Origin of the sequence: Furfurilactobacillus rossiae DSM 15814 (genome assembly GCF_000428925.1) — a bacterium.
GTDB lineage: Bacteria > Bacillota > Bacilli > Lactobacillales > Lactobacillaceae > Furfurilactobacillus > Furfurilactobacillus rossiae.
The window spans coordinates 38,945-64,854 of the sequence record NZ_AUAW01000014.1 but is presented as its reverse complement, the minus strand read 5'-3'; the positions used below and the strand labels follow the sequence as shown (position 1 = coordinate 64,854).

The following is a 25,910-nucleotide window of genomic DNA, read 5'->3' as shown; positions in this document are numbered from 1 at the left end:
AGCACTAACTAAGTTCCTAACCACTTTTAATGGTCCGGTGCACAGCTTTACTGTGGACCGTGGCACTGAGTTTAGTGGGCTAGTATCACTTGAATCACAATATGGTATTAAGACCTATTACTGCCATGCTTATACTCCAGCTGAACGTGGTAGTAATGAACGCTTTAATCGGAATTTACGTTATTTTTATCCTAAAGGGACTCGTTTTGAGCACATTAGTGCTCAAGATTTAACGACGACGTTACTCCAAATTAACCAGCGACCGCTTAAAATACTCGACTGGCAAACACCGTATCAGGTTATGCTGACAAATTTGTCCAAAAATTCGGATTAAATTTGCAATCTACCGTTTGACCATAAATAAATGGCCACTTTTAAAATTTTACCAGTACAAGCACCGAATGTAAGCGATTATTACGCCAAACTAAACCACAGAATCTAATAAATTGTTCGGTAGTAATGAAGGTACGAAAAAAGAGCCAATTTAAACGGCTCTTTTGTTTAAAAATTTTGCGATTATAAAAATTATTTTTCAAAATAATCGATTTTATAGTGGGTGGCGAGAGTTGAATCCCGCGTATATCAGTAAAGAAGCTGCTACCGAAGCATTCAAACTTTGCACATGACCGACCATTGGAATGGTCAGCATTTCGTCAACTGTCTTCTTCAATAGCGCCGAAATCCCCTTGCCTTCGTTACCAATAACTAAAGCAGTTGGACCGGTCGCATCCCACTGCCGGAAGTCCTTGCCTTTCATGTCAGTACCGAAAATCCACAAGCCACGATCCTTCAACTCTTTAACAGTAGCTACTAGATTGGTCACCCGTGCAACTGGCACATGTTCAATGGCTCCTGTAGACGTTTTCGCCACAACTGATGTTAGTCCGACAGCACGACGTTTGGGGATAATAATACCATGAACACCCGCTGCATCGGCAGTCCGTAAAATCGAGCCCAGGTTATGTGGATCTTCAATAGAATCCAAAATCAAGAAAAACGGTGCTTCCTGAGCTTGCTCGGCCTTAGCAAATAAATCATCAACACTGGCGTAGGCAAACGGTGGAATGGCAAGGACAACCCCCTGGTGGTTTTGACCATTTGTCATAAAGTCGAGTTTCTTCTTGGGAACGGTACTCATCACAAGATGTCGCCCTGTCGCCAGCGATTCAATATTACGAATTGCATCCGCACGCAACCCCTCTTGAATAAAGACTTTATTAATTTGTTGATCAGAAGCCAAAGCCGCCTCGACTGGGTGTCGGCCGATAATAAAGTCCGTCGACGAATCATCATTTTGATCGGGCTTTTGTGTCGCCTTAACGTCACGTTCGTTATGTTCATTATTTTTGCGGCGTTGAGGACGCGACTTGTGATCGTTAAACCGATCATTGCGTTGACCGTTTCGTTGCTGTTTTTCTGCCATATTCCTATCCTTCCGTTCTTCCCGACTCAACTTGATCAATGCACCACTGAGCTAACCAATCCGTGCGTTCCTGCTGAGCAGTGAGCTTAAGATAGCCAAAGATAGCTTCAAAACCAGTCGAAATTCGATACGTCACAATATTAGTATTCTTTGCACTGTGATGAGTGGTCGCGTTACGACCATGCTTAAACATTGTCGTTTCCTCTTCCGTTAATATCTCATCCAGTTGCATCAATTTGATCAATGCAGCTTGTGCCTTGGCCGAAACAAAGTGCGTTGCATGATGATGTAACTTTGTCGGCACCGTGTAACCTTGCTCAATCAAGTGTTGACGAATGTATACTTCATACACTGCATCACCTAAATAAGCTAATGTCATTCCATTTAATTCTCGATAATTAACTGCTTCAGTCATTTGTTTCCTTCCGCCAACGTGTTCCTTGGGGAGTATCTTCAAGAATAATACCGCGAGCTTTTAGTTCATCACGGATATCATCACTACGTTGGAAGTCCTTATTTTTCCGTGCGGCCAAACGTTCGTCAATCAGTGCTTGAATTTCCTCATCGGCAGTCTCTTCATCCGTCAGTTCAATACCAAACACTGACAACAGTGTCGATAGCAATGTTTTAAGATTAACAAGTGTCGTTTCAGCAACGGTACTTTCATTAAGATAAACGTTGATTAACTTGGCTAATTCGTACACGGCCGCAATTCCGTTTTGAACGTTAAAATCGTCGTCCATTGCGGTTTCAAAAGCAACTTGCTGCTGTTTAGCTTGTGCCTCAATCGCTTCATCCTGGCCGTCCTTGGCATCGCTCATTCGATAATTCAAATTATTAAATGTCGTTTGCAAACGAGCCAGGTTATTCTTGGCGTCTTGTAAGTTGCCACTGGTGTATTGAATTGGTCGGCGATACTGAGTTGTCGCCATAAAGAACCGCACAGCCTGTGGATCTTCACGTTGATTCATTTCATGCAAGGTCACAAAGTTTCCCAGTGACTTACTCATTTTTTCGTTTTCGTCACCAACAGTGACAAAACCGTTATGCATCCAGTAGCGGGCAAACTTCTTGCCAGTGTGTGCCTCACTTTGAGCAATTTCATTGGTGTGATGCGGAAAAATCAGATCTTGACCACCACCATGAATATCGAATGTATCGCCTAAATACTTGGTCGACATTACTGAACACTCAATATGCCAGCCTGGTCGCCCCAGGCCCCATGGTGACTGCCATGAAATTTCGCCTGGCTTAGCTGCCTTCCATAATGCAAAATCAATTGGATCTTCTTTTTTTGCATTATCACCGTCGTCAACACGGTCACTAGCGCCGTTCTCCAAATCATCTAACGATTCGTGAACGAGTTGCGTGTAGTTAGGAAACTTACGTGCTCGATAATACACATCACCAGCAGACTCGTAAGCAAACCCCTTATCTACCAGGTCTGCGACAAAATCGACAATGTCTGAAATGTTTTCTGTCGCCCGTGGATTAAGAGTTGCCCGCTCAACGTTCAACGGCTTTGTGTCCTCAAAATAAGCATTGATGAAACGATTACCCAATTCTGGCACGGTAATGCCCTCTTTAGCCGCTTCATTAATCATCTTATCGTCCACATCCGTGAAGTTCGAGACATATTTCACTTGGTAACCCTTGTATTCAAAATACCGCCGAATGGTATCAAACGCTACAACCGAGCGTGCATTACCGATATGAATGTAGTTATACACGGTTGGGCCACAGACGTACATGTTGACCTGGCCTTTATGCAACGGAATAAAGTCTTCTTTTTGCCGCGTAAGTGTATTAAAAATCTGAATCACGGTAACGCTCCCCTTCTCGAAAGATTAAGTTATAGTGATTTTACCATAGTTTAGGTTGTTAACGCGATTACCGTAATTCACCGTGGTTAGTGTTTAATCTGTCCGTTCCGCTGACTGGAGACGCCGTTCCTTGGGGACCGGTCTCAGCCTTCTGAAAATCGAAGTCTTCTACCTCGATTATGAGCTGAAAACCACATCTCATAACTCGTCCCATACCACTAAATGGCCAACCCCATGCCATTAAGTGGTGTCGACACGGAACTATGTCTCCAGTCATCTTCACTCATATAACAGCATCACATCAGCACTCATTTCAAAGCTATGCAAATCAACCAAGAAACACCGCATTCTGGCAATCACTATGAATATTAGTCGGAGGGCGTCAACAGTGGAACCAAGCCGTGAAAGTGGTGTTAATTTGAGTGCTTTTTCTCGAATTTACACCACGGACTGGCGTCAAGACTCGGGGTTCCACGAGGCTTGACGGCGAGGTGAAAGACGGTGTACTTCCGGCTTGAACCGGTCCCACGGCGGCGTTCCACTGTTGACAACCGTAGGCGGCGAGAGAAAACACAAAAAATGCCACCATACGGCAAACTGCACGCATGATGGCATTTTGAATTAAAGTGTTTCGATTGTGGCTTGAATATTCCGTAACGTTGCTTTGCGGCCCAACAATTCCATTGATTCAGGTAATTGTGGTCCGTGCATTTCATGCGTAGCGGCAATTCGAAGTGGCATGTAAAGTGCGCGCCCACGAATTTTGGTATCTTTTTGAATTGACTTAATCGTTTTTTGAATTTGGTAAGCATCAAAGACTGGCAATTTTTCTGCTCGGTTAACAAATTCTGTCAACACCGTCTTCGCCGTTTCGGCTGCCAATTCAGCTTTGGCTTCATCATTAATTTGAGCAGGTTCTTGGAAGAACACGTCTTTACTCATTTCAACAATTTGAGCGGTGTATGACATTTGTTGTTTGTACAGGCTAACCAGCTTACGTACCCATTCCAAATGTAATTGGTTAGGATCCTTTTCAACTAACCCAGCGTTGATCAGTTCTTTCAAACTGCTGTCGAAAATCTCGTCTTCTGGAGCTGCCTTCACGTACTGGTTGTTGATCCATTCCAACTTCTTACCATCAAACTTGGCTGGTGACTTGGACAACCGTTTTTCGTCAAACATCTTAATCAGATCTTGACGAGAGAAGATTTCATCCTCACCAACTGGTGACCATCCCAATAAGGTGATGAAGTTCAACATGGCGTCTGGTAAGTAGCCAAGCTCACGGTATTGTTCAATAAATTGAAGCACCGTTTCATCACGTTTGGACAGTTTCTTACCTGTTTCGGTGTTGATAATCAAAGTCATGTGACCAAAAATTGGTGCTTCCCAGCCAAAGGCTTCATAAATCATCAATTGCTTAGGCGTATTGGCGATATGGTCATCCCCACGCAAGACGTGACTGATTTCCATCATGTGGTCGTCGACAACAACAGCGAAGTTGTAAGTTGGCATGCCATCACGTTTTTGAATGACCCAGTCGCCACCGATGGTATCTGAGTTAATCGAAATCTTGCCCTTAACAATATCATCCCAACCGTACTCGCGGTTCTTAGGAACACGGAAACGAACAACAGGTTCTAAGCCAGCCGCTTCAGCTTTTGCCTGAGCAGCCTTGATTTCATCGTCACTCATGCCTTCATATTCGTACACATAGTGAGGTGCTTCTTTGTTAGCCTTTTGTTTTTCACGGTCAGCAGTTAGTTCAGCTTCCGTTCGGTAAGACTTGTAGGCCAAGCCACGATCCAATAAATCTTGAATCAGCTTAACATAGATATCCTTCCGCTCGGATTGACGATATGGACCGAAATCCCCGGGCTTGTCGGGACCTTCATCCCAGTCAATTCCCAACCATTTTAGATTGTCCAACTGACTTTTTTCACCGTCAGCCACGTTCCGTTTGGTATCCGTATCTTCAATCCGAATCACAAACGTTCCTTTATTGTGCCGTGCAAATAAATAATTAAATAGCGCGGTACGGGCATTACCAATGTGCAAATGTCCAGTTGGTGACGGTGCGTAACGCACCCGAATTTTGTTCTTGGCCAAAATCAGCGCCTCTTTCTATATAAAAAATTGATGTGTCTTAGGTTAATGTTACCGTTTTAGCATCAAACTTTCAAATTCTTTCATTTTATGATGCTTCGTGGAAACCTGTCTTCCCATATTTCGTTTGTCAAACTAAAAAAGTGACCCCACGTTGTTAAACGTTTAGTCACTTTCCTTTTCACAGTCTAATTAACTGACAATCAGTATACCTAGTTTTTCCGTTTCTTAGCTGTTCTATGATTCTTTTTGGCAGGTGTCTTAGTGTCGTGAACCGTCCGATCAACGGTGTTGTCAACAGTACTGGAACTTGCCGAAGCTTTTGCAGAATTACTTGCGGCAGTCTGCGATTGTGTAGAACTGCTCTCGCTGGTTGCCTGATTATTGCCACTTGTCGCTTTATCACTAATACCACGCGTCGAATGCGTTGGTTTTGCAAAAATCATTCGACCAGCATCTGTTTGCAAGGCACTCGTTACAGTCACATCAATGTGGTCGTTAATAAAGTAACGTCCATCTTCGACAACGACCATCGTGCCGTCATCCAGATACGCAACCCCTTGTTGGCGCTCAGTCCCATTTTTAACCACCATAACGTTTAGCAGTTCACCCGGAATTACCCGTGGCTTAAGCGACTTAGCTAAGGCATTAATATTCATAATCTGAACATTTTGGAACTGACTGACCTTGTTTAGGTTGTAGTCATTGGTAACAACAACTGCCTGTAACTGCTTAGCCAGTTCAATCAGCTTATCGTCCACTTCAGGAATATCTTCAAAGTCACCTTCGTACATTTCAATCGGCATGAGTTTTTCACTTTGCAATTTATTCAAAATGTCCAAGCCTCGACGTCCACGCACACGCTTGATGCTGTCACTAGAATCAGCAATGTATTGCAATTCATGCAGTACAAAGTTCGGGACTAGTAACGTGCCTTCAAGGAATCCGGTCTTAATGATGTCGTAAATCCGGCCATCAATCAGGATGTTGGTGTCCAAAATTTTATAGTGGTGGAAATTGGGTTCACTTTCGTCCAAAATTTCACCAGTATCCGATGTGCGTTTATTACGACGAAAACCGAGTGCGAATAATCGCCGCCATTCATCCGTTCGTGTAGTCCCAATTCGAAAACCGAGGTAGCCCATTAACAGCATTAAGACAACCGGAATCAAGGTGTTGGTGACAAACCAGCTGGTCCGGAAGAACACCGTCGAAATCAGGATGGCAAATACCAAGCCGACGATAATGCCTAAACTACCAAACAGAATGTAAATCGGACTTTGCTTAGCCAGATACTTTTCTAAGCGATTAACAAGTTTTTCAAGGTACCCGACCAACAAGAACGAAAGAAAATACAGAATAATTGCACCAAGTACGGCGTTGGTCAAAAAGTTATTGATAATGTGATTTTGGGCAAGACCAGTTACTTCCCACAGAACTGGGAAAAATCTGAAGCCTAAGCCGACACCACCAATCACAAATAACAATTGAATCACGAGTCTTTTCGTCATTTTCATCTATCTTCACCTCCTTTCAATGTCGTTATTAAATCCATAAGAGTTCTTGTAATGTTAAGCCAAGGCTAGTTTTAGTGCTTGACTGATCGTTGTCACACCAATCACTTCAATATCAGTTGGCGGCGTCCATCCCTGAAGATTATTCTTTGGTATATAAATTCGTTTGAACCCCAGCTTCTGTGCCTCAGCAACCCGCTGTTCAATCCGGTTAACACGCCGAATTTCACCGGTCAGGCCAACTTCGCCCACAAAACTATCACTCGGATTCGTCTCCTTATCACGATAACTTGACGCGATCGCCACAGCAATTGCCAGGTCAATGGCTGGCTCATCGAGCTTCACACCACCAGCCGCTTTTAAATAAGCGTCTTGATTTTGCAACATCAAGTTAGCCCGTTTTTCCAAAACAGCCATAATTAGCGATACCCGATTACGATCCAATCCCTGAGCAGTCCGTTGTGCATTCCCAAAAACTGAAGGTGTAACCAATGCCTGAACTTCCACCAAGATTGGCCTGGTTCCTTCCATCGATACCACGATAGATGAACCAGTAGCACCTGTAAGTCGTTCTTCTAAGAAGATTTCAGACGGGTTAGCCACCTCTCGCAAGCCGTCTTCTCGCATCTCAAAAATTCCCAGTTCATTAGTTGAGCCAAACCGATTTTTAACGGCTCTTAGAATCCGGTACGTGTGATGCAAATCGCCTTCAAAGTACAGAACGGTATCCACCATATGTTCCAAAATCTTTGGTCCCGCGATAGCGCCACCCTTAGTGACATGGCCCACGATAAAAATCGTAATCCGATTTGTTTTCGCAATTTGCATTAACTCGGCCGTCACTTCACGAATCTGAGAAACTGATCCGACTGCTGAGGTAATATCTGGTTCCTGCATGGTTTGGACCGAATCAATGATGACAAATTCTGGATTTAATGTTGTGATTTGTTCACGAATATTACTCATGTCTGTCTCTGGATAGAGATAAAAATTGTCGCCGCCAACACCGAGTCGATCAGCACGCATCTTAATCTGGGTGGCACTTTCTTCACCAGACACGTAAAGGACACGTCCCTTACTGCCCAGCTGACCAGAAACCTGCGTCAATAACGTTGATTTACCAATGCCAGGATCACCACCAATCAAAACTAGTGAGCCAGGCACCACACCACCGCCAAGAACACGGTTAAATTCCTTTAAACTGGTTTTGACACGAGGAACCTCCTCAAGGCTAACATCCTTGATTAATTCGGCCTTAGCTGTTTCGCCGCCAAGACTTACCCGCGACTTACGATTGGGAACTTCATCAGCGATTGTCTCTTCAACCAATGTATTCCATTCACCACAGTTTGGGCAGCGACCCAAATATCGTGGTGAATTATATCCACAGTTTTGACAAACAAATTGTGTTTTAGTTTTTGCCACCTTATGCTCCTTTTACTCTTCGCCGTTGGTCAATCACAGTGATGTTTGACCAATATTAACCAAACGATGTTCACAGTCTAACATACGTTTTTTCAGCTGTCATTGTTTGCCCAGCACTTGATAATTTCTTAATTTATTCGCCTGGCCACGTTAACGATTATTAGCTTACTGGCCAGATGAACCAAATCCACCGTCGCGTTCTGTATCTGGTGTTGTTTCATTGTCAACGGTCAGATAATTCACAAAGATGCCTTGAGCGATGCGATCACCTTTTTTAATTTGAACATCACGTAGACCGTAATTAACCAACTGAACAAAGATCTCGCCATCATTGCTATCGTTTGAATAGTAATCCGCATCAATGACACCAACCCCGTTTGGTAAAATAAGACGGCGTTTTAGCGGTCCAGATGAGCGATTGACCAACATCAACACTTCGTTATAGCGCATATAAGCCTTCACGCCAGTGGGCACTAAATAGGGCTTCAATTCTTTATCAGCGGCTTGCATTAATGGGTCACTTACCGTTTCCTTATGCCGCAAGTGCCACAGTACTTTCAAAAAGTTACGCCGCCAAATGGATGGTAACGTAAAGTCCTCTGACGCTGCTAGGTCGTAACCAGCCGCATATTTTGTTTGTCGTTCCGGCAACGTTACTTTCGTGCCGACCAACCGTTTAACTACTTCAAAGCCACGGTCTCTTGCCATTATTCATCACTCGCTTTCTTCGACTTGACCAAGCTTCCGAACACAAATGTTCAAAACTTGGCACCATGTTACCTATTATAATGGAAGCGTGTGCACATTAATAGCATTCGAAACTGACAGTTAGTTTGGACCCACCCTCACTTGAATTATGATAGGATATTAAGGGAACACAGCAACCGTAATGAAAGGAACGCTAATGGATTTTCAACGCGAAGGACAACGCCTTTTTTTAACCGACCAAGACCAGCTCCAGGCCGAAATCACATTTCCAGTCGTGAATGATCAAACTTGGTTAATGGAACATATTTGGGTCAGTGACCGTCCCAATAAGCGGTTAGTGGCACGGTCACTATTCGATGCTGTCATTGAATTAGCGGACGCCGCCCACGTCGACCTTCTCCCGTTAGATCCATTTGCCCGCCACATTTTTGCTACGGATCCAGCTGTTAAAAAATACCAACATCATTGAGGAGTAAATTACATCATGGCAATGACACAAGACGAATTGAAGCAACAAGTTGGTCAACGTGCTGTCGACTTTATCGAAGACGGCATGGTTGTCGGTTTAGGAACTGGTTCAACCGTAAAATACATGGTTGATGCACTTGGCAAACGTGTGAAAGAAGAAGGTCTAAACGTTGTTGGCGTGCCAACATCTGACCGCACTCGGGAACAAGCCCGTTCCCTTGGTATCCCCGTTAAGGGCATTGATGACGTTGACCACATTGACCTAACCATCGACGGTGCCGACGAAATCAGTGATGACTTTCAGGGAATCAAGGGTGGTGGCGCTGCGCACCTTTGGGAAAAGATCGTGGCCACTAACTCCACAAAAAATATGTGGATTGTTGACGAAAGTAAACTTTCGCATCAGCTTGGTAGCTTCCCCTTACCGCTTGAAGTCATTCCTTATGGTTCTTCACAAGTTGTTAAAAAATTGGCGGCCAAGGGTTACAAACCAGAAGTCCGGATGCGCGATGGTCAGCACGTTTTAACCGATTCCAAGAACTATGTTGTTGACCTTCACCTTGGTGAAATCGATCATCCTCACGAACTAGCTAACGAGCTAATTCAAATGGTTGGTGTGGTTGAGCAAGGATTGTTTTTGGATACGGTTAACACCGTTATTGTTGGTCGCCCGGACGGTCCTGAAGTGCTTCAAGCTCGCTAGTTTACTAACAAGCGGTCAAACAGCATTCTAATCACACAAAAGCGAAAAAACGACGTTCATGGATTTTTCCATGAACGTCGTTTTTGTTTTGCCTAAGAAAGCTGGGCCTTGTTATGCCCGCTTCACCTTATATCAATTGGTTAATCCTCAACGCCTCGAGAATTACTGAGAAATTTAACTTGTTTTAACTTCGGTGCTAACCAAACATACAAGTATTCAGCACCCTGCAACCAGGCATACGCTAACAGAACAGCACCAATCGTATCGGTTGCATAATGTGCCTGCAAGTAAACTCGACTAAACATAACTAGCAATACCCAAAGGCACAAGATCGTTTGAATCAATAATCTTTGCAAGTTGTTTTGCATCAGTGGCAAAACAACTAAAAATAAAATTGCGGCAACCATGAACGTGCCCAAAACGTGCCCTGACGGAAAACTGTAGCCATCGTCGCTAGCCATGTGACCTACCGGACGTTGACGCGCAACAATTTTCTTGATGATGGTACCAAGAACATTGCCACCAAAGCCGTACCCTATTGCCCACAACGCAGGAATTTTGTATTTAAATCCCCAAAGTATCCCGGCAATAATTATCATATATAGTAAATCCAACGTTGGACTTGCTAGCGTAGTAATGAGTTTAAAAACGCCAGTTAGCGCTGTACTATCATGATGAACGTGCGAAATGAGTTCAGAATCAATCAGTGATAAAATTTGGGACTGACGCATTGCGGCAATCGCCAGGAATAAAAATAAGACGGTCGTGACAGCTAAAATTGCACCGCGACCACGTTCCTTTTCAATAAGCATGTGTACCTCCACCCGTCACTCAGGGTATGTATTCGGTCATTAATAACCATCGACAAAGTATAGCACATAAAAATTGCTCTTTTATAAGTTGCTTAATGGTTTTAATCACCCTTAAGCACTTAACCTTTTCTTAATACTTTTAGTCAAAATTAAACAATTTTAAATGGCATCGCTTACAGAACATGATAACAAGGCGTTTGTTATCCTTTCGTGCTAAAGTAATAGCACAGAGGGGTGCTCAAAAGGTAGCACCTAATCAAAGGAGAGCCTTCATGACACAAGTAATTATTATGTTGGCCGTGGGTTTAATTGCCGGTATTGCCGGTGCAATCCTTGGCCTCGGTGGTGGTATTATCATCACCCCTGTACTTACATTGGCAATGGGGATTAACATCAAGTATGCGATTGGTGCCAGTATCATTGCCGTTATCGCGACCAGTTCTGGCGCCACCATTGCCTATTTACGTGATAACGTATTGAACTTACGAGTGGCAATGTTTTTGGAAATTTTTACAACTATTGGTGCCATCCTCGGGGCCATCTTGAATGGTATTTTGAGCCCTGTTGTCTTGTACTTAATTTTTGGATTGTTATTAATTTACTCCGGCTACAACATGATTCGCAAACTGCGGGCTGGCAGTGAGATTCTTCGGCGTGTGCACCCGGATCCAATTGCCGAAAAACTCGAATTAAACAGTAGTTATTATGATAAAGCGGCTGACAAAACTGTAGATTACCAAGTTGAACATGTGCCTGCTGGGGCCACTGTGATGTTTGGCGCCGGGATTGCCAGCGGTTTGCTGGGTATTGGATCAGGTGCCTTTAAGGTGATGGCCTTGGACACCTTCATGAAGATGCCGCTCAAGCCGTCTACTTCTACGAGTAACCTTATGATGGGTGTTACCGCGGCAGCTTCAGCCACCGTATATTTCTTCAACGGTTCGATTCAACCCCTAATCGCCGTTCCACTGGCGCTAGGTATCTTGGTTGGCGCAACAATGGGATCACGAATCATGCAGATTTTGCCATCACGATGGATTCGCATCATTTTCGTTCCGATTATCTTCTACATTGGTCTCCAAATGTTTCTTAAAGGATTCGGGGTGAACATTTAATGGACAATAAAGACGCAAAAAACGCAGAAGAGGAAAAGATTTCTAAAGAAATGGCCCAAGTTGAGATTATGATTGGTCAAATCCTTAGAATAGGAGTTATTATTTCTGCAGTTATCATGCTAATTGGTTTTATTGCTTATGGAATTCAGGGCTCGACTGGTTTACCCAGTCACGGTGCCGTGACGATCACTGCAATTGCCACCGGATTATTGTCATTTAAATCTGGTTCTGTCATGATGCTCGGATTATTCTGTCTGATACTGACCCCTGTATTACGTGTTGTTGTTTCAATTTACGCGTTTTACGTGGAAAAAGATTCCCTGTACGTTTGGATTACCTCTGCCGTGCTCGTGATTCTGTTATTCGCTTTATTTATCGGACACAGCTAACTCGGAGGCTTACATGGATAACAATAATAACGATTCGCGAATGAGTCGAGCGGATCGCCGCACTCAGGGCAATCACTTTACTAATGACGCACCTGCTGGTGATGGCGCAATAAGCAGTGGTCCCAAACGTCCACAGCGACCGCACAAACACCCGATCCGAAACACTTTTTTTGCCATTATTGGTATTATCTTAATTATCGGCGGTGGTTTCGGTTACAAGATGTACAGTAATATCAAACATACCAGTAATGAAATGTTTGATTCTGTCAGTGGCGCAAAAGCGCGAAACGTTAGTAAGTTAATCAAGCAAGGTAAGCCAATTTCCATTCTGTTGATGGGTACTGACGTTGGTGCCCTCGGCCGTGACTCAAAGACTTGGGCTGGCGGACGGACGGACTCGATGATGCTGGTTACAGTCAACCCTAAGACGAAGACAACAACCATGGTCAGCATCCCTCGTGACTCACTGGTTTCCATCACCGGACACGAAGAGGAATTTCCAACAAAGATAAACGCTGCCTACTACTTTGGTCAAACAAAGGCGGCTATCTCAACGACTTCCCGTATGTTTAATGTGCCAATTGACTACTACGCCCTGTTAAACATGGGTGGCCTGGAAAAAGTTATCAATAAAGTCGGCGGTATCGACATTGTGCCACCTTTGACCTTCACGTATGAGAATCAACACTTTACAAAGGGTAAAAAGATGCATGTTAACGGTGCACAAGCGTTGAAATTCACGCGGATGCGTTATCAAGACCCTGAGAGTGACTATGGTCGTACCCTTCGTCAACGAATCGTCATCACTGCCCTCTTAAAAAAGAGTAGTAACTTGACCAACCTGTTAAATCAAGATTTTCTGGATTCCATTGCCAGCCAGTCACGCACTGATTTCACATTCGGTGACATGTTAACTCTAGCTAACACTTACCGGGCCGCAACCAAGCACATTGTTTCTGACCACGTTCAAGGTGCCAGTGACGAGATTGCTGGTCAAAGCTTCGAAGTTTTGCCAACGACTGAAAAACAGCGTGTTACCAACAAGTTGCGCAAACAACTTGGTCTGTCCAAAGCAACCACCGGTAAACGTTTTGCCAACACGGTACCAGAAGCGCTCAGTGTCTACGAACCACCAATTGGCTATGGCGAAACAGCCGATACGAAGTCAACTTGGGGCGCCGATACCAATACCGCTTCCGAATACAGTAAGGCATACAGTAGTGACTCCAGTGCTGCTGATCTCGATCCTAACTATGGTGCTGATAATACGGACTCCACTAGTCAAACAACGGGTGCCAATGCGACAGGCTCTGATGCCGATCAAACTGGCGGTTACACCGGTTATGGCTACTAGAATTTAATGCAACTAAAAAGGAGTTAATCAGGCTCGGCACTTTAAGTGCATTAGCCTGATTAACTTCTTTTATTTTGTTTTTAAAGTGTGCCGTAATCGATACGTTATTCGAACAAGTAATTCAGACAGTAAGAACCCCAGCGCTATCATCCCTGCGATCGCAATAACCTGACCTAAGTAATCTAACGCAATGGTGCCATGACCGGTAACAAGGTTACGAATAACTTGATAGGCCTGCCCACCAGGCACCAATGGCACCAAACTAGGAATATTAAATAAAATTACTGGCATGTGTTTGACGCGAGCCGCCCAGTTACTTAAAACGCCGATTAGTAAACCAGCCGTCAGCATGCCAATTGCCATTTGTGCTAACGGAATCTGCGCGCCAGATCTTAAAACAATTAGTTCATACACTGCCCATCCCGCCGCACCAATCCAGCCGGCAACATTTAGAGCATGACGAGGAATATTCAGAATAATGCCAAAACCGACTGTCGCGGCATAGGCGAGAATCCCTTCAATTATGATATGTATCATTAACAGAATCTCCTAATTGGAAAGTGTTACGTTGCTTGCATTTTTCACCACAGACTTACCATAATCGCGATACCTAGACCAATCGCACATACTGATAAGACGGCCTCAACTGCCCGGGCTGGACCACTTAAATAATTACCCGACATCGTGTCACTAAACGCGTTCATAATAGGCACACCAGGGACTAACGGCATCAATGCACCGATAATGACCGCATCGCCAGCAGCATGCGTAAAGCCAAGCCAACGAATGCCCACATAGGCCACGAAGCCAATTACCAGTGAAGCCAGAAATTCGCTCAAGAAGCGGACACGCAATTCATGATTCACATAGTAGAAAACAGCATACCCGCCCCCACCAGCCAACATTGCAAACAGTAATTTAACAGGCGCATCAATACCAGTGAAGGCCACCATGAGTGTCATACTGACAACGATTGCGGCCAATTCCTGTAACCAAAACGGAAATGTGGGCACGGCGACTTCAATTTGGCGTAATTGTTGATAAAATGTGGGTAAATCAATTTCGTCGCTGGCAAACTGACGTGACAACGTGTTAACCTGGGCCACTTTTTCAAGGTCGATCGTTCGGCTGTGAATCGGTCGCACCTGTGTTGACTCACCGTCTGGTAAGGACATGGTTATGCCGGTCAGCAACACAAAGATGTTTGCATACCGATAACCAGCGTTGTCCGCAATTCGCTGCATTGTATCTTCAACACGCGCAATTTCAGACCCGTTTGCTAGCAATATTTGCCCAGCCAACAACGCTGTATCCATGACTAATTGTGCTTCATCCACCCATGATCACTTCCTTAACAAATTTTAGAACCTTAAAACATATCATACAAAAAAACGACAGCCGCATCTCGTAAGAGATACAGATGTCGTTTTTCATTCACATCAAAGTGTTAACCCTAGGAGTTAACACCATTATTTGAATTATTAATTAGTTTTTAACAACGTTAGCAGCTTGTGGGCCACGGTCGCTTTCTTCAACGTCGAAGCTAACAGATTGGCCTTCTTCAAGCGTCTTGAAGCCGTCACCTTGGATAGCTGAGAAGTGAACGAATACATCGTCACCACTTTCGCGAGTAATGAAACCAAAGCCTTTGTCGGCGTTAAACCATTTAACAGTACCTTGTTCTGACATGTTAATGAGTCCTCCTGTTGCGTTTGCACGCAGTCTAAGTGTTTTATGTAAATTGGAACTGGTGCAAATGGGGACTGGTAACACCAAAACATGAACCGACCTGACCATCATTCCCTTACCAAAGTACAGTAGTCATTGTATCATATAGACTGCTTTCTTTACCATATTTTATAAACAGAAACACAAAATAACAGACAACTTTTTTGCAAAAAGTCACGCTATCCCCTGTCCCCAACCCTCTCGGCATCGGCTTTTCACCAAAAGTGCTAGAATAGTTAGTGAACAAACATATGGAGGCTCTCAACATGGCAGAAAACTTAGTCCCTGTTGACGAACTCGATGAATCCGCACAAACAACGGCCCTAACCGATTTCGCCAACTTTTACATCACGCTTTGGCGGCGGAACAACTTGGAATTGATTACACAGTACGACCAACAACACGGGTATATTCAAGACATCAACCGTGAATTAGCAACAAATCGTTCTTTTACACCGGAACGTGAACGCGATACCAGTATTCAATTCAGTAAGAACGATTATATTCGTCTACTTGATGAAATCGGTGTCAAGTTCCATTCCACCGGTAATCCGGAAACTGACTGGTCAACATGGTATGATCAACACTTTGCAGCATTATCTAAATCATAACCCGCATACTTAACAGACAATGGCCCATTTCACTACAAGACATAGTGAAATGAGCCATTGTTGTATCTAAATTTATTTACACTTTATCCTTGTTAACAAACAGCGCGTCAGTCTCACCGTGGTGGACTTCAGGCTGAATGGTTACGTGACAAATGTGATACCGTTCCGTCAACATACTGGAAATCTGGGCAACGGTCTTTTCCACCTCACTCAGTTTGACATCCTTCATATTGACATGTGCTGAAAAGACGATCTTATTTTCATCAATGAGCCACGCGTGAATATGGTGAACCCGTAGCACTCCTGGAATTTCAACAATATCTGCAGCGATTTGATCATAATCTAATTTTGGTGCAGTCTGCATCAAAATTTGAACTGTTTCGTGAATCACCGGCCAGGTTTCATAAATAATGTAAAACGACACCAATAACGTTAATAGCGGGTCAACCCACGTAATATCAAAGAGCACAATTAAGATTCCACCGATGATAACGGCAACAGACGACAATGCATCTGCAAGAACATGCAAATATGTCGCCTTAATATTCAAACTATCCTTTGAACCATGGTGCATCAGCACCGCTGACAATAAATTAGCGGCTAACCCGATAACAGCGACGATCAACATAATATCGCCATTAATTGGTTCTGGCTTGGCAAAACGCCGTGCGGCTTCAACCATTAAAACAATTGAAACACCAATCAAAAAAAGTCCGTTAACGAACGCCGCCAAAATTTCCGCACGTCTGTACCCAAAAGTCCGCTGCCGGTTTTGTGGTTTGCCGCTAATTCGTTGAGCAACGTACCCCAATACGATTGATAGTGAATCCCCGAGGTTATGAAACGCGTCTGACAATAAGGCCAGTGAACCTGATAACAGTCCCCCAACAATTTCTGCCGCGGTAATGAGTAAATTTAGCACTGTCACAAATAAAAATCGCATGCCGGTCATTTGTTCTTCTTGATGATCCATTTACTCATCCCCGTTTCTTTCGCATTCTAGCGGTCGCTGTTTGCTCATTTAAACCGTCTTGTTAACTGAAAAACATTTAGTCATATTATCGCACATCAAGAATAGAAGGGCTACCTGCCCTTAACCCAGACGCCAGTCGCTAATCTGTCACGTGATTTCCAGGGTGAATTTGTATCGTAAACGTCCGATCCACGTCAGCAAACAAACGATATGGTGGCTGAACATCCGCTCCCCAACTATCAATACCGCCAACGCCACGAACCGCTCCATAAACCGACAAAACGGTTCGTCTTGCTAATGGCAGCTCTTCGATGTGCGTTGCGGCCTCAAGCTCCATTGCAGTGTATGGTAAACAACTGAACGCAAACGGCTGATCATTCATCTCCACGCTGAGTGAAAATGGCTGTGCATCAACATCGGCATTGTTCAATGTTCGTTGACGGGTCACAGTTAACCATCGTGTTTGCATATGCATGCCCATTTCCTGAGGCACTAAGTACGGTGTCACTGGTAAACCGGCCACATAATACTGTCCCCGACTGCCACCAGCCATGCGGTCCGGGTAAGTTTCGCCGGACAAACCGTCATATTCAAATCCAGTAGCGACAGTCGGCATGATCAATTGAACGCCGAACGCGGGCAGCTCAGGAAGCGCCTCGTTCCCCTGCAGATGGCTCGTGAGTGTCACCTTACCATTGGCAACGATTTGATAATGCATTGTCACCTTTGTTGCTGGCGTTGTGGCTGTTTGAAAATCAAACGTAATGTCAACCCGGTCGGCCATTTCATCGTTTGAAAATTGATTGTTTTGCGGTGCAATTGGTAGCCCCAAGTCCTCACCATCGACTTGCACATCAATGGCCTGACATCGTGTGAAGCAATCCGCACCTAACCACATTGCGGATTCTTCTGAGAAATGATTGCCCCGGTCATTATCAGTTGTTGCCCGCCAAAAAATGGGCCGAATTGGCCGATATAACCACTCCTTGCCGTGACTGAGGATTGATTCCAAGCCACCCTTTTCATAACTAAACAAATAATGGACATCCTCCGTTGCCACGCCTAGCGTGCCGTCTCCAAAAATCACGTGAAGCTTAGTTGTCGTATTGGCCATAGTAATAACGTACCTCCTGCATTGCTGGCTTTGCCTGTCTATTTGCGAACATTAATCCGTCCCCAGAAAATTCACCATCCGTATGACGATCATCAAAATCGCCACCATAGCGCAATACCTGTCGGCCAGTAACTTCATCCGTGACCCACAGTGCCTGGTCAATGAAGTCCCAAATAAAACCACCTTGATAGGACGGAAAGTCATCTAGTAATGCCATGTATTCGCCCAAACCACCCAGTGAATTGCCCATGTCATGCATATACTCACAATCTAAAAATGGCTTCATTGGCTGATTACTTAAATACGTGCGAATCTCAGCTGGCGAAGCGTACATTCGGCTCTCCACATCAGAAATACTAGTTTCATATTTACGATTGCGGACAACCCCTTCATAATGCGTCAACCGCGACGAATCCATCGTCTTGTAATAAGTGTTCATCGCTTCAATATCGTCGCCGGCGTACGATTCATTACCAAGCGACCAGAATAAGATAGCAGGATGATTTTTAAACGTTTCATAATTGCTACGTGCCCGATCTAAAACGGCTTCGCGCCATTGCGGCAACGAGCCGGGCACATTGTCGGAAGGTTCGACAGCCCCCATCTTTTGCCATGTTCCGTGAGTTTCCAAATTATTTTCGGCCATCATGTACACGCCGGCCTGATCACACATGTAGTACCAGGGAATTTGATCCGGATAATGACAAGTACGGACAGCGTTGATATGGTTTTCAGCAAATGTTTGTAAATCTGCCTTCATGTCAGCCATTGAAACGGTTCGGCCAGTAGCGGCATCCCATTCATGGCGGTTGACACCATTAATAATCAGTCGTTTGCCATTCAGATAGATAACTTGGTTGCGCAACTCCAACCTTCGAAAACCGATATCATAAGGAACCACTTCAATTGGGTCGGCATCCGCATCTGTAATTGTCACGGTTAAATGATACAAATCTGGATTATGATGCGTCCACAACATGACGTTCTCAAACGGCAGGTGACCAAAACTAATTTGTTTAGCTACAGGCCGTTTTTCATCCACGATGAGTTTGTCGGCTTTATCGAACACCGTTAAATGAACTCGCGCTTTGCTTTCCAGGTCCCCAGTCAGTTTCAAGGTCACATTAAGTTCGCCACTGTCTAAGTCCTCATTAACCACTGGTCGAATGTGCATATCGGCAACGTGAACAGTCGGCAATCCGACTAGCCTAACACTGCGAAAAATACCAGAAAAGCGGAACATATCCTGGTCTTCTAAAAACGATGCCGTACTCCGTTTGAACACTTCTACCGCAAGCACATTTTCACCGTCAACCAAGGCGTCAGTTAAATCAAACTCTGAACGCGAGAAGCTATCTTCAGCATAACCAAGAAAATGACCGTTCAGCCAAACATACATGGCTTCTTCGACGCCATCAAACTGAACGATCACTCGTTGATTTCTTAGGCCGGGAGCCAAACGAAAATGCCTAATGTATGCGCCGACAGAGTTGTCTGGTGCCTCGCTAAACATACCTTCGCCTGTCTGATCAGATCCCATTGTGTAAGCTGGTCGACGATAAATTTTACCTTCCCATGGATACAAGGTATTGATGTACTGAATCTGCGCATAATTGCTCAATTCAATATGCCCCGGCACATGAATCGTCCCAAAATCACTGGTATCGTAGTTGGGTTCATAAAAGCCAATCGGTCGATGTTGCGGACGGTCTGCGAACTTAAACTGCCACTGACCATCCAAGCTTTGTGCAAAACTACTGCTCTTTGAACGCGCCTCATCGGCATCACGATACCAATAGTGATCACTGTGGGCGGGTAATTGTCCGACACGAAAAACTTGTGGATCATCCAACCATTTAATGTCTGCCTGCATGTTCATCCTCCTGTGATAGCGTTTTCATAATAATGTTTATTTTACCGCATTTATTGAAACGGGGGAAATCCGTGCTGTTTTATTCACCCATACCACCTTGTCACAAACGCGTTCTCAGTCCACGAACTTTTTTAGGCTATGTAGTCAAAACGTGCCACTGACGCCTAGAAGTCTGTGCATAAACCTTAAACGACGAGTGCAAAGGAAAATTCACCTTCACACTCGTCGTTTATGTTATAGCTCGACTTGTCGCGGGCTTCGTAATCACTCCAAAAAAAAAAGCACTCCAGATCCCCTAAACTGGAGTGCCCATGATGAGCAGTTGATTACACCATGAAAAACTTGGGTTGATTTTCATGAAACACATTGTTTTAAATACGATCACTAACCATCCCGAAAGGATGATTCTCGAGCGCATAATGCGCAGTTTAGCGAACCTTTTTAATCAAAAAAGTTTTCCAAAAAACACTCACAACATGAAGCAGTGGCCCAGCCGTAAAGATCGGTCACTTCTTAGGGATTTTTGGGTAATCAACCATTCACCTCACCACAAACCCAGCTTAGCATGACTAGGAGCCTGCAACAAGCAAAGTCCCCTAGATTCAAGCTTTTTTCTGGAGTTCGAACCGGGTCTTGCCATCTCGCAAACGGGCCACAAGTTCATATTGTGGGTCTGGATCAAACAAACCTAAGCTGACGATTTGGCTGCCGTCTTCATCCGTACCGACGCCTTCCAGCCGATTCATCATGACATCTTTTAACAAATGAATAACTTCCCGGTGCTTTTGCATCCGTTTGGTGGCGGCGACCAACGTAAAGCCCTCATCCATATACGCCTTGATTGCACGAACCTTAAACGCAGTATCGTACGTATATTTACGATTTCCTTCATCCTGATTAACAACGTGAATATAGCCCTTATCCGTCCAGTAACGTAGCTGAGCGGTTGAAACATCTGTCGCGCGCGAGAGGTCACCGATACCAATCAATATATCATCACTATTAATAATGCTTCTCAGCCATTCAGGTGAACCCTCAGTTTGGGGTGTTCTTTCCATATAATTAAACCTCTTATTTCTTGAAACCGTTATCACAAAATCTAACGTTGATGTTATGTTTACTGGAACAATTATATATTTTAAAATAACTTTGTCAACTTACTTGACATGATTATCTTAAAGCATTATATTAACTCTCGTACTTTTTTAAGCAAACTAATTAATCAAACGAAAGAAGGACTCCTTATGTCAGAAGCTGTCGACACAAATGGCAAACCTTATAACCGTGGACTGATGGTTATGGTTTTGCTGATTGGTACGTTCTGTACCGTTTTGAACCAGACGATTTTGACGACCGCTTTCCCTACATTAATGAAAGCCTTCGATATTTCGACCTCTACGGTTCAATGGTTAACCACTGGATTTTTAATGGTTAACGGGATCATGATTCCCATTTCTGCTTACTTATCCAACCGATTCAATTCAAAATGGCTCTATATTGGTGCCATGATGATTTTTGAAATCGGCACGATTATGGCCTACATCGCACCTAATTACGGCACCTTACTTGCCGGACGTTTAGTTCAGGCGATTGGTGTTGGGGTTACCATGCCATTATTGCAAACATTAATGTTGACGATTTTCCCAGCCAGTTCTCGTGGCGCTGCCATGGGACTAGCCGGTATCGTTATCGGTGTTGCACCTGCTATTGGACCAACACTTTCTGGGTGGGTCATTGATAAGTTCCAGTGGCGCGACTTGTTTGGCATGATTATTCCAATCGTTGCTCTGGTTATCATCTTAGCGTTCTTCTTTATGAAGTCCGTTATTGAAACCTCTAAACCGAAACTTGATTGGCTATCAGCTAGTTTATCTACCATTGGTTTTGGTTCCTTGCTTTACGGATTCTCCTCCGTCGGTGACGATGGCTGGACATCCACTAAGGTGCTGTCATTCCTCGCAGTCGGTGTTGTTGTCATTGCACTATTCATTTGGCGTCAACTCACTATGAAGAACCCATTCTTACAATTGCGTGTTTTCAAGTCCTTTGAATTCACCATTGCCGCAATTTTGAGTTCTGTTGTTACAATTGCGATGACTGGTGTTGAACTGGTTCTGCCACTTTACCTGCAAATTGTTCATGGTATGAGTGCTTTCCATTCTGGATTAACCCTACTGCCTGGGGCCTTAATGATGGCTGTTATGAGTCCGATTACTGGTCAAACATTTGACCGGATTGGTGCTCGGCGGATGGCTGTTGCTGGGATGTTCCTTTTAACAGCTGGTACTTTACCATTTGTTATGATTACCAAGAGCACGCCTGTCATTTATGTTACCTTCTTATATGCCGTGCGGATGTTTGGGATTTCAATGGTTATGATGCCTGTAACAACTGCCGGCATGAATGCCCTGTCCTTTGACATGATCTCCCACGGGACTGCCGTTAACAACACAACACGTCAGGTTGCCACTTCAATTGGTTCAGCAATCTTAGTTTCCGTTTTGTCAAACGTTACGAAGAACGCTATGCCAGCACATCACGTGTTGACACAAACACCATTAGCATATAAGGTTCGGGCCATCAACGCCACAATGAGTGGTTATCATGCAACATTCTGGGTTGCTGTCGGCTTCTGTATCGTTGGTTTCCTGTTAGCCTTCTTCTTAAAGGGTGCTAATCACTCTAATGCTACCGTTACCAGCGATGATCTAAAAGCCACTTCAGAACCCGCTAACAATGGAGGTGAAGCCTAATGATTCTAGCTACACTTGTCATTGGTGCCATTGCCCTGTTCATTTGCTTCGTCTACATTAATAACCGGACTTGGCAAATCATCGGTACCTTACTATCAATCATCGTGCTATGTGGCTCACTCTTTATGATCACAGCCAACGACCACAGTCACTTTGGGATGCATAAAGTCACCACAACGACGACTAAACAGATTTATTCTGCTAGTGGCAGTAACGCTAACGGTGTCAATATGGTCCTCTACCAAAACGTTGGGACTAAAGGCACTGAAAACGTTCAAATTTACGCGACCAAGGCTAACCAAAAGAAGCCCGGTCACACACAGGCCGATGAATTTACTACTAACACAATTAAAAAAGCTAGCGGTAACACGGCAACGTTAAAAACATCAGAAACACGCTGGGAATATAAGAGCCACACCGCTAAAGTTTGGTTCGGTATTGCCAAAGAAAACCATAAACTGACAAAACGGACAAATACGTTCTATCTGCCAAGTTCATGGTTGCATCTCTCAACTAGCCAAGCAAAGAAGTTGCAAGGCCAGATGGCAAAGATGCAAACACCTCAGGCCAAGGCTCAAATGAAACAACAAGCTGAAGCCTACGTCAAAGCAAAGATGCAAGCAGACATAGCTAAGGATCCCAAGCTTGCAACGGATCAAGCGACTCAAGCAAAACTGACTAAACAATACACGGCTGAATTTCAATCTCAGTTGATTAAAAAAGCAGTAGCATCAGTTAAGTGATTTTTTGAGGGTAAGTAACTAATATGTATCTAAAACGACTCACGTCCAAACGGGCGTGAGTCGTTTTAGTCGTTATTCATAAAGCAGGATGAGCTTTGAACAACCAACTATATTATCGTGCGGAAACATTCTCGTTAAGTGTATGCAGCCGTGTATTAATTAAGCTGGCATACGTATCAACGACCGTTTCAGGTGTGAAACCAAAGTGCTTGATAACTTCACTCCCCTTGCCGCTTAGACCAAAGGTATCGATACCAATCACCTTGCCATCTAACCCGACATATTTACCCCAATCACTCGTGCTCCCCATCTCGATAGACACGCGATTGCGAACGTCACGCGGCAAAACTTCATCCTTATAGTCTTGCGGTTGAGCATCGAACAAATCCATACTTGGCATCGATACCACGGAAACATCCTCACCACGTTCCCACAGTTTCTGCTGTGCAGTTAAGGCTAGTTGAACTTCTGAACCACTGGCAATTAAAATACCATCTGGTTTGAGGCCTTTTTGTGCGGAAATAACGTAAGCCCCCCGACTTACACCTTCCGGATGTGCTTTGGCGCCTGTCAAAACTGGTAAAGTTTGCCGTGTCATGATCAACACGGTTGGATGATCATGTGCTCCCATCGCTTGTTGCCAAGCAGCAATCGTTTCGTTTGCATCAGCTGGACGAATAACAGATAGCCCTGGCATGGCCCTCATGCTGGCCAGTTGTTCAATCGGTTCATGAGTTGGGCCGTCCTCGCCAACTGCTACAGAATCATGGGTGAACACATACGTAACGGGTAGCTTCTGTAAGGCAGCCAACCGCATGGCACCACGCATATAATCTGAAAAGACCATGAACGTGCTGCCGTATACACGTGAACCACCATGCAAGGCAATGCCGTTCATCGCACAGCCTTCAGCGAACTCACGGACACCAAACCACAAATTCCGGTTAACCGCGCTGTCCACGTCAAAACGCCCATTATCCTTAATGTTCGTTTTGTTTGAAGAGAAGAGGTCGGCTGAACCGCCCCATAGTGAGTGTTCCCGTTTACTCAATGTTTGCAAAACCTTAGCGCTAGTCAAACGGGTTGCTTCGGCATCACCAAGCTCATACTGGTCAGTTAAGTCACTTAAGTCCACACTCTTCATTTGACGAACATCATCTGCAAAGTAAGCTGCAAGCTCAGGATACTGAGTCGCATAACTTTCCATCATGTGATTCCAGTCTTCTTCTGCTTTATGGCCACGGCGTTGAATTGTCCGGTAAAAACGATCATACACTTCGCCAGGAACGTAAAACGGTGCATAAGGCCATTGATAATTTTCCTTGGCAACACGCAAATCTGCCGCACTTAATGGCGCGCCGTGAACTGCATGGGTGCCTTGCTTTGGCGCACCATAGCCAATCGTCGTTTTGACCTCAATAATTGTTGGCTTAGTTTGATCCATCTGCGCGGTTTTAATTGCTTTGTCGATGCTGTTCAAATCATTACCGTCGTCAACCCGCCGATAGGACCAACCATAGCTTTCAAACCGTTCCTGAATGTTCTCAGCAAACGCATTGCTCAGTGGACCATCCAAAGACACGTCATTAGAATCATAGAGTACAATCAGTTTACCTAATCTTAAACGACCAGCTAAACTAGCAGCTTCATGGGAAATACCTTCCATGAGATCCCCGTCGCCAACGAGCGTGTATGTATAATGATCAACCACTTTAAATCCGGGGCGGTTATACATTGCGCCTAAATGTCGCTCTGCCATCGCCATCCCAACAGACATTCCTAAGCCTTGGCCTAGTGGGCCAGTTGTGGCTTCAACGCCATCGGTCCAGCCATATTCTGGATGTCCAGGTGTCTTGCTGCCCATTTGACGAAAATGCTTAAGGTCTGTGATAGAAACTTGGTAACCGCCCAAATGCAGCAGACTGTATAGCATCGCCGATCCATGACCAGCTGATAGCACAAAGCGATCACGGTTAAACCAATGTGAATCTTTAGGGTTAACCGTCATATTTCGAGTCCACAGTGCATATGCCATCGGAGCTGCGCCCATTGGCAAACCAGGATGGCCAGATTGTGCCTTATCGATTGCATCTAAGCTTAATGTCCGCACACTATTTACTGCTAATTGGTCGATTGAATCAAACATATTTATCATCCTTTTTCATAACTGTTTAATAGACACGTCTGTTTTTCTCTCTTTGGTCTATGTTTGTCACAATACCGATTTCAATTTTAAACGGCAAGAATAAAATGATGATAAAGATGGCATTTTGAT

Annotated in this window: 25 protein-coding genes; 9 read left to right on the top strand and 16 right to left on the bottom strand. The window is 44.4% G+C overall.

Going from position 1 to position 25,910, the window contains the following annotated elements; genetic code table 11:
* On the top strand, positions 1 to 334 hold a 334-nt coding region (locus tag G400_RS0109515), incomplete at its 5' end, for an IS30 family transposase (RefSeq protein ID WP_035143512.1).
* A gap of 213 nt (positions 335 to 547) precedes the next feature.
* Here G400_RS0109515 and rlmB read toward each other — a convergent pair.
* From rlmB to G400_RS0109475, 7 genes are all read right to left on the bottom strand, one after another.
* On the bottom strand, positions 548 to 1,423 hold the full coding sequence (gene rlmB / locus G400_RS0109510; protein ID WP_017261000.1) for a 23S rRNA (guanosine(2251)-2'-O)-methyltransferase RlmB: 876 nt from the start codon (positions 1,421 to 1,423) through the stop codon (positions 548 to 550).
* A 4-nt stretch (positions 1,424 to 1,427) separates the two neighbouring features.
* A complete protein-coding gene (locus tag G400_RS0109505; RefSeq protein ID WP_017260999.1) occupies positions 1,428 to 1,838 on the bottom strand; it encodes a Mini-ribonuclease 3 in 411 nt (136 codons plus the stop codon).
* On the bottom strand, positions 1,831 to 3,246 hold the full coding sequence (cysS, locus tag G400_RS0109500) for a cysteine--tRNA ligase (RefSeq protein WP_017260998.1): 1,416 nt from the start codon (positions 3,244 to 3,246) through the stop codon (positions 1,831 to 1,833). The genes G400_RS0109505 and cysS overlap by 8 nt, the downstream gene beginning before the upstream one ends.
* A 621-nt stretch (positions 3,247 to 3,867) precedes the next feature.
* Positions 3,868 to 5,355 carry a glutamate--tRNA ligase gene (gene gltX / locus G400_RS0109490; protein ID WP_017260996.1) on the bottom strand — a complete coding sequence of 496 codons (1,488 nt, stop codon included), beginning with the start codon at positions 5,353 to 5,355 and terminating at the stop codon, positions 3,868 to 3,870.
* A 209-nt stretch (positions 5,356 to 5,564) separates the two neighbouring features.
* Positions 5,565 to 6,869 (bottom strand): PIN/TRAM domain-containing protein, encoded by a 1,305-nt coding sequence (locus tag G400_RS0109485; RefSeq protein ID WP_017260995.1) that lies wholly within the window; start codon positions 6,867 to 6,869, stop codon positions 5,565 to 5,567.
* Between the two features lie 54 nt (positions 6,870 to 6,923).
* On the bottom strand, positions 6,924 to 8,291 hold the full coding sequence (gene radA, locus G400_RS0109480) for a DNA repair protein RadA (protein ID WP_017260994.1): 1,368 nt from the start codon (positions 8,289 to 8,291) through the stop codon (positions 6,924 to 6,926).
* Positions 8,292 to 8,456: 165 nt separating this feature from the next.
* Positions 8,457 to 8,999 carry a dCTP deaminase/dUTPase family protein gene (locus G400_RS0109475; RefSeq protein WP_017260993.1) on the bottom strand — a complete coding sequence of 181 codons (543 nt, stop codon included), beginning with the start codon at positions 8,997 to 8,999 and terminating at the stop codon, positions 8,457 to 8,459.
* A 196-nt stretch (positions 9,000 to 9,195) separates the two neighbouring features.
* Here G400_RS0109475 and G400_RS0109470 point away from each other — a divergent pair, with 196 nt between their 5' ends.
* Positions 9,196 to 9,468 (top strand): N-acetyltransferase, encoded by a 273-nt coding sequence (locus G400_RS0109470; protein WP_017260992.1) that lies wholly within the window; start codon positions 9,196 to 9,198, stop codon positions 9,466 to 9,468.
* A gap of 21 nt (positions 9,469 to 9,489) precedes the next feature.
* Complete coding sequence (rpiA, locus tag G400_RS0109465; protein ID WP_026017055.1) at positions 9,490 to 10,170, top strand: ribose-5-phosphate isomerase RpiA; 681 nt, start codon at positions 9,490 to 9,492, stop codon at positions 10,168 to 10,170.
* Positions 10,171 to 10,310: 140 nt separating this feature from the next.
* On the opposite strand, the gene G400_RS0109460 is transcribed toward rpiA, so the two are convergent.
* A complete protein-coding gene (locus G400_RS0109460) occupies positions 10,311 to 10,982 on the bottom strand; it encodes a phosphatase PAP2 family protein (protein WP_017260990.1) in 672 nt (223 codons plus the stop codon).
* A 272-nt stretch (positions 10,983 to 11,254) separates the two neighbouring features.
* Between G400_RS0109460 and G400_RS0109455 the strand changes: the two genes are divergently transcribed.
* Genes G400_RS0109455 through G400_RS14975 form a run of 3 tightly spaced genes read left to right on the top strand, consistent with a single transcriptional unit; the run spans position 11,255 to position 13,840 of the window.
* A complete protein-coding gene (locus G400_RS0109455) occupies positions 11,255 to 12,097 on the top strand; it encodes a sulfite exporter TauE/SafE family protein (protein ID WP_017260989.1) in 843 nt (280 codons plus the stop codon).
* On the top strand, positions 12,097 to 12,486 hold the full coding sequence (locus G400_RS0109450; RefSeq protein ID WP_017260988.1) for a DUF1634 domain-containing protein: 390 nt from the start codon (positions 12,097 to 12,099) through the stop codon (positions 12,484 to 12,486). Before G400_RS0109455 ends, G400_RS0109450 begins: the two co-directional genes overlap by 1 nt.
* A gap of 13 nt (positions 12,487 to 12,499) precedes the next feature.
* Positions 12,500 to 13,840, top strand: coding sequence for an LCP family protein (locus G400_RS14975; protein ID WP_017260987.1), 1,341 nt, complete (start codon positions 12,500 to 12,502; stop codon positions 13,838 to 13,840).
* 69 nt (positions 13,841 to 13,909) lie between these two features.
* Here G400_RS14975 and G400_RS0109440 read toward each other — a convergent pair whose 3' ends face one another.
* From G400_RS0109440 to G400_RS0109430, 3 genes are all read right to left on the bottom strand, one after another.
* On the bottom strand, positions 13,910 to 14,377 hold the full coding sequence (locus tag G400_RS0109440) for a threonine/serine exporter family protein (RefSeq protein ID WP_017260986.1): 468 nt from the start codon (positions 14,375 to 14,377) through the stop codon (positions 13,910 to 13,912).
* A 44-nt stretch (positions 14,378 to 14,421) separates the two neighbouring features.
* Positions 14,422 to 15,177, bottom strand: a complete 756-nt coding sequence (locus tag G400_RS0109435) for a threonine/serine exporter family protein (RefSeq protein WP_017260985.1) — start codon at positions 15,175 to 15,177, stop codon at positions 14,422 to 14,424.
* A 148-nt stretch (positions 15,178 to 15,325) separates the two neighbouring features.
* Positions 15,326 to 15,529 (bottom strand): cold-shock protein, encoded by a 204-nt coding sequence (locus tag G400_RS0109430; RefSeq protein WP_017260984.1) that lies wholly within the window; start codon positions 15,527 to 15,529, stop codon positions 15,326 to 15,328.
* A gap of 305 nt (positions 15,530 to 15,834) precedes the next feature.
* Here G400_RS0109430 and G400_RS15790 point away from each other — a divergent pair, with 305 nt between their 5' ends.
* The gene (locus tag G400_RS15790; RefSeq protein WP_017260983.1) at positions 15,835 to 16,179 is read left to right on the top strand and encodes a hypothetical protein; all 345 of its coding nucleotides are present in this window, start codon (positions 15,835 to 15,837) and stop codon (positions 16,177 to 16,179) included.
* Positions 16,180 to 16,255: 76 nt separating this feature from the next.
* On the opposite strand, the gene G400_RS0109420 is transcribed toward G400_RS15790, so the two are convergent.
* The 4 genes from G400_RS0109420 to G400_RS14965 all read right to left on the bottom strand — a co-directional run bounded on the left by G400_RS0109420 (position 16,256) and on the right by G400_RS14965 (position 21,197).
* Positions 16,256 to 17,152 carry a cation diffusion facilitator family transporter gene (locus G400_RS0109420; RefSeq protein WP_017260982.1) on the bottom strand — a complete coding sequence of 299 codons (897 nt, stop codon included), beginning with the start codon at positions 17,150 to 17,152 and terminating at the stop codon, positions 16,256 to 16,258.
* Positions 17,153 to 17,291: 139 nt separating this feature from the next.
* On the bottom strand, positions 17,292 to 18,266 hold the full coding sequence (locus tag G400_RS0109415) for a beta-galactosidase small subunit (protein WP_017260981.1): 975 nt from the start codon (positions 18,264 to 18,266) through the stop codon (positions 17,292 to 17,294).
* On the bottom strand, positions 18,247 to 20,139 hold the full coding sequence (locus tag G400_RS0109410) for a glycoside hydrolase family 2 (RefSeq protein ID WP_017260980.1): 1,893 nt from the start codon (positions 20,137 to 20,139) through the stop codon (positions 18,247 to 18,249). The genes G400_RS0109415 and G400_RS0109410 overlap by 20 nt, the downstream gene beginning before the upstream one ends.
* A 602-nt stretch (positions 20,140 to 20,741) precedes the next feature.
* Positions 20,742 to 21,197: a MerR family transcriptional regulator gene (locus G400_RS14965; RefSeq protein ID WP_017260979.1), complete on the bottom strand. Its 456-nt coding sequence runs from the start codon at positions 21,195 to 21,197 to the stop codon at positions 20,742 to 20,744.
* A 186-nt stretch (positions 21,198 to 21,383) separates the two neighbouring features.
* On the opposite strand from G400_RS14965, the gene G400_RS0109400 reads away from it, so the two are divergent.
* Together G400_RS0109400 and G400_RS0109395 are read left to right on the top strand one after the other, a co-directional pair.
* Positions 21,384 to 22,892, top strand: a complete 1,509-nt coding sequence (locus G400_RS0109400) for an MDR family MFS transporter (RefSeq protein ID WP_017260978.1) — start codon at positions 21,384 to 21,386, stop codon at positions 22,890 to 22,892.
* A complete protein-coding gene (locus G400_RS0109395) occupies positions 22,892 to 23,635 on the top strand; it encodes a DUF4811 domain-containing protein (RefSeq protein WP_017260977.1) in 744 nt (247 codons plus the stop codon). The genes G400_RS0109400 and G400_RS0109395 overlap by 1 nt, the downstream gene beginning before the upstream one ends.
* Before the next feature lie 112 nt (positions 23,636 to 23,747).
* Here G400_RS0109395 and tkt read toward each other — a convergent pair whose 3' ends face one another.
* Positions 23,748 to 25,781, bottom strand: a complete 2,034-nt coding sequence (gene tkt, locus G400_RS14960) for a transketolase (protein WP_017260976.1) — start codon at positions 25,779 to 25,781, stop codon at positions 23,748 to 23,750.
* Positions 25,782 to 25,910 lie beyond the last annotated feature (129 nt).

Bases quoted from the DNA above. Each gene is read 5' to 3' on its own strand.
- G400_RS0109440 (WP_017260986.1), bottom strand. From the start codon at position 14,377: ATGATACATATCATAATTGAAGGGATTCTCGCCTATGCCGCGACAGTC.
- G400_RS0109460 (WP_017260990.1), bottom strand. From the start codon at position 10,982: ATGCTTATTGAAAAGGAACGTGGTCGCGGTGCAATTTTAGCTGTCACG.
- G400_RS0109430 (WP_017260984.1), bottom strand. From the start codon at position 15,529: ATGTCAGAACAAGGTACTGTTAAATGGTTTAACGCCGACAAAGGCTTT.
- rlmB (WP_017261000.1), bottom strand. From the start codon at position 1,423: ATGGCAGAAAAACAGCAACGAAACGGTCAACGCAATGATCGGTTTAAC.
- G400_RS14975 (WP_017260987.1), top strand. From the start codon at position 12,500: ATGGATAACAATAATAACGATTCGCGAATGAGTCGAGCGGATCGCCGC.
- G400_RS0109475 (WP_017260993.1), bottom strand. From the start codon at position 8,999: ATGGCAAGAGACCGTGGCTTTGAAGTAGTTAAACGGTTGGTCGGCACG.
- rpiA (WP_026017055.1), top strand. From the start codon at position 9,490: ATGACACAAGACGAATTGAAGCAACAAGTTGGTCAACGTGCTGTCGAC.
- tkt (WP_017260976.1), bottom strand. From the start codon at position 25,781: ATGTTTGATTCAATCGACCAATTAGCAGTAAATAGTGTGCGGACATTA.
- G400_RS0109455 (WP_017260989.1), top strand. From the start codon at position 11,255: ATGACACAAGTAATTATTATGTTGGCCGTGGGTTTAATTGCCGGTATT.
- G400_RS0109395 (WP_017260977.1), top strand. From the start codon at position 22,892: ATGATTCTAGCTACACTTGTCATTGGTGCCATTGCCCTGTTCATTTGC.
- G400_RS0109505 (WP_017260999.1), bottom strand. From the start codon at position 1,838: ATGACTGAAGCAGTTAATTATCGAGAATTAAATGGAATGACATTAGCT.
- G400_RS14965 (WP_017260979.1), bottom strand. From the start codon at position 21,197: ATGGAAAGAACACCCCAAACTGAGGGTTCACCTGAATGGCTGAGAAGC.
- G400_RS15790 (WP_017260983.1), top strand. From the start codon at position 15,835: ATGGCAGAAAACTTAGTCCCTGTTGACGAACTCGATGAATCCGCACAA.
- G400_RS0109420 (WP_017260982.1), bottom strand. From the start codon at position 17,152: ATGGATCATCAAGAAGAACAAATGACCGGCATGCGATTTTTATTTGTG.
- G400_RS0109400 (WP_017260978.1), top strand. From the start codon at position 21,384: ATGTCAGAAGCTGTCGACACAAATGGCAAACCTTATAACCGTGGACTG.
- G400_RS0109450 (WP_017260988.1), top strand. From the start codon at position 12,097: ATGGACAATAAAGACGCAAAAAACGCAGAAGAGGAAAAGATTTCTAAA.
- G400_RS0109485 (WP_017260995.1), bottom strand. From the start codon at position 6,869: ATGAAAATGACGAAAAGACTCGTGATTCAATTGTTATTTGTGATTGGT.
- G400_RS0109410 (WP_017260980.1), bottom strand. From the start codon at position 20,139: ATGCAGGCAGACATTAAATGGTTGGATGATCCACAAGTTTTTCGTGTC.
- G400_RS0109415 (WP_017260981.1), bottom strand. From the start codon at position 18,266: ATGGCCAATACGACAACTAAGCTTCACGTGATTTTTGGAGACGGCACG.
- G400_RS0109470 (WP_017260992.1), top strand. From the start codon at position 9,196: ATGGATTTTCAACGCGAAGGACAACGCCTTTTTTTAACCGACCAAGAC.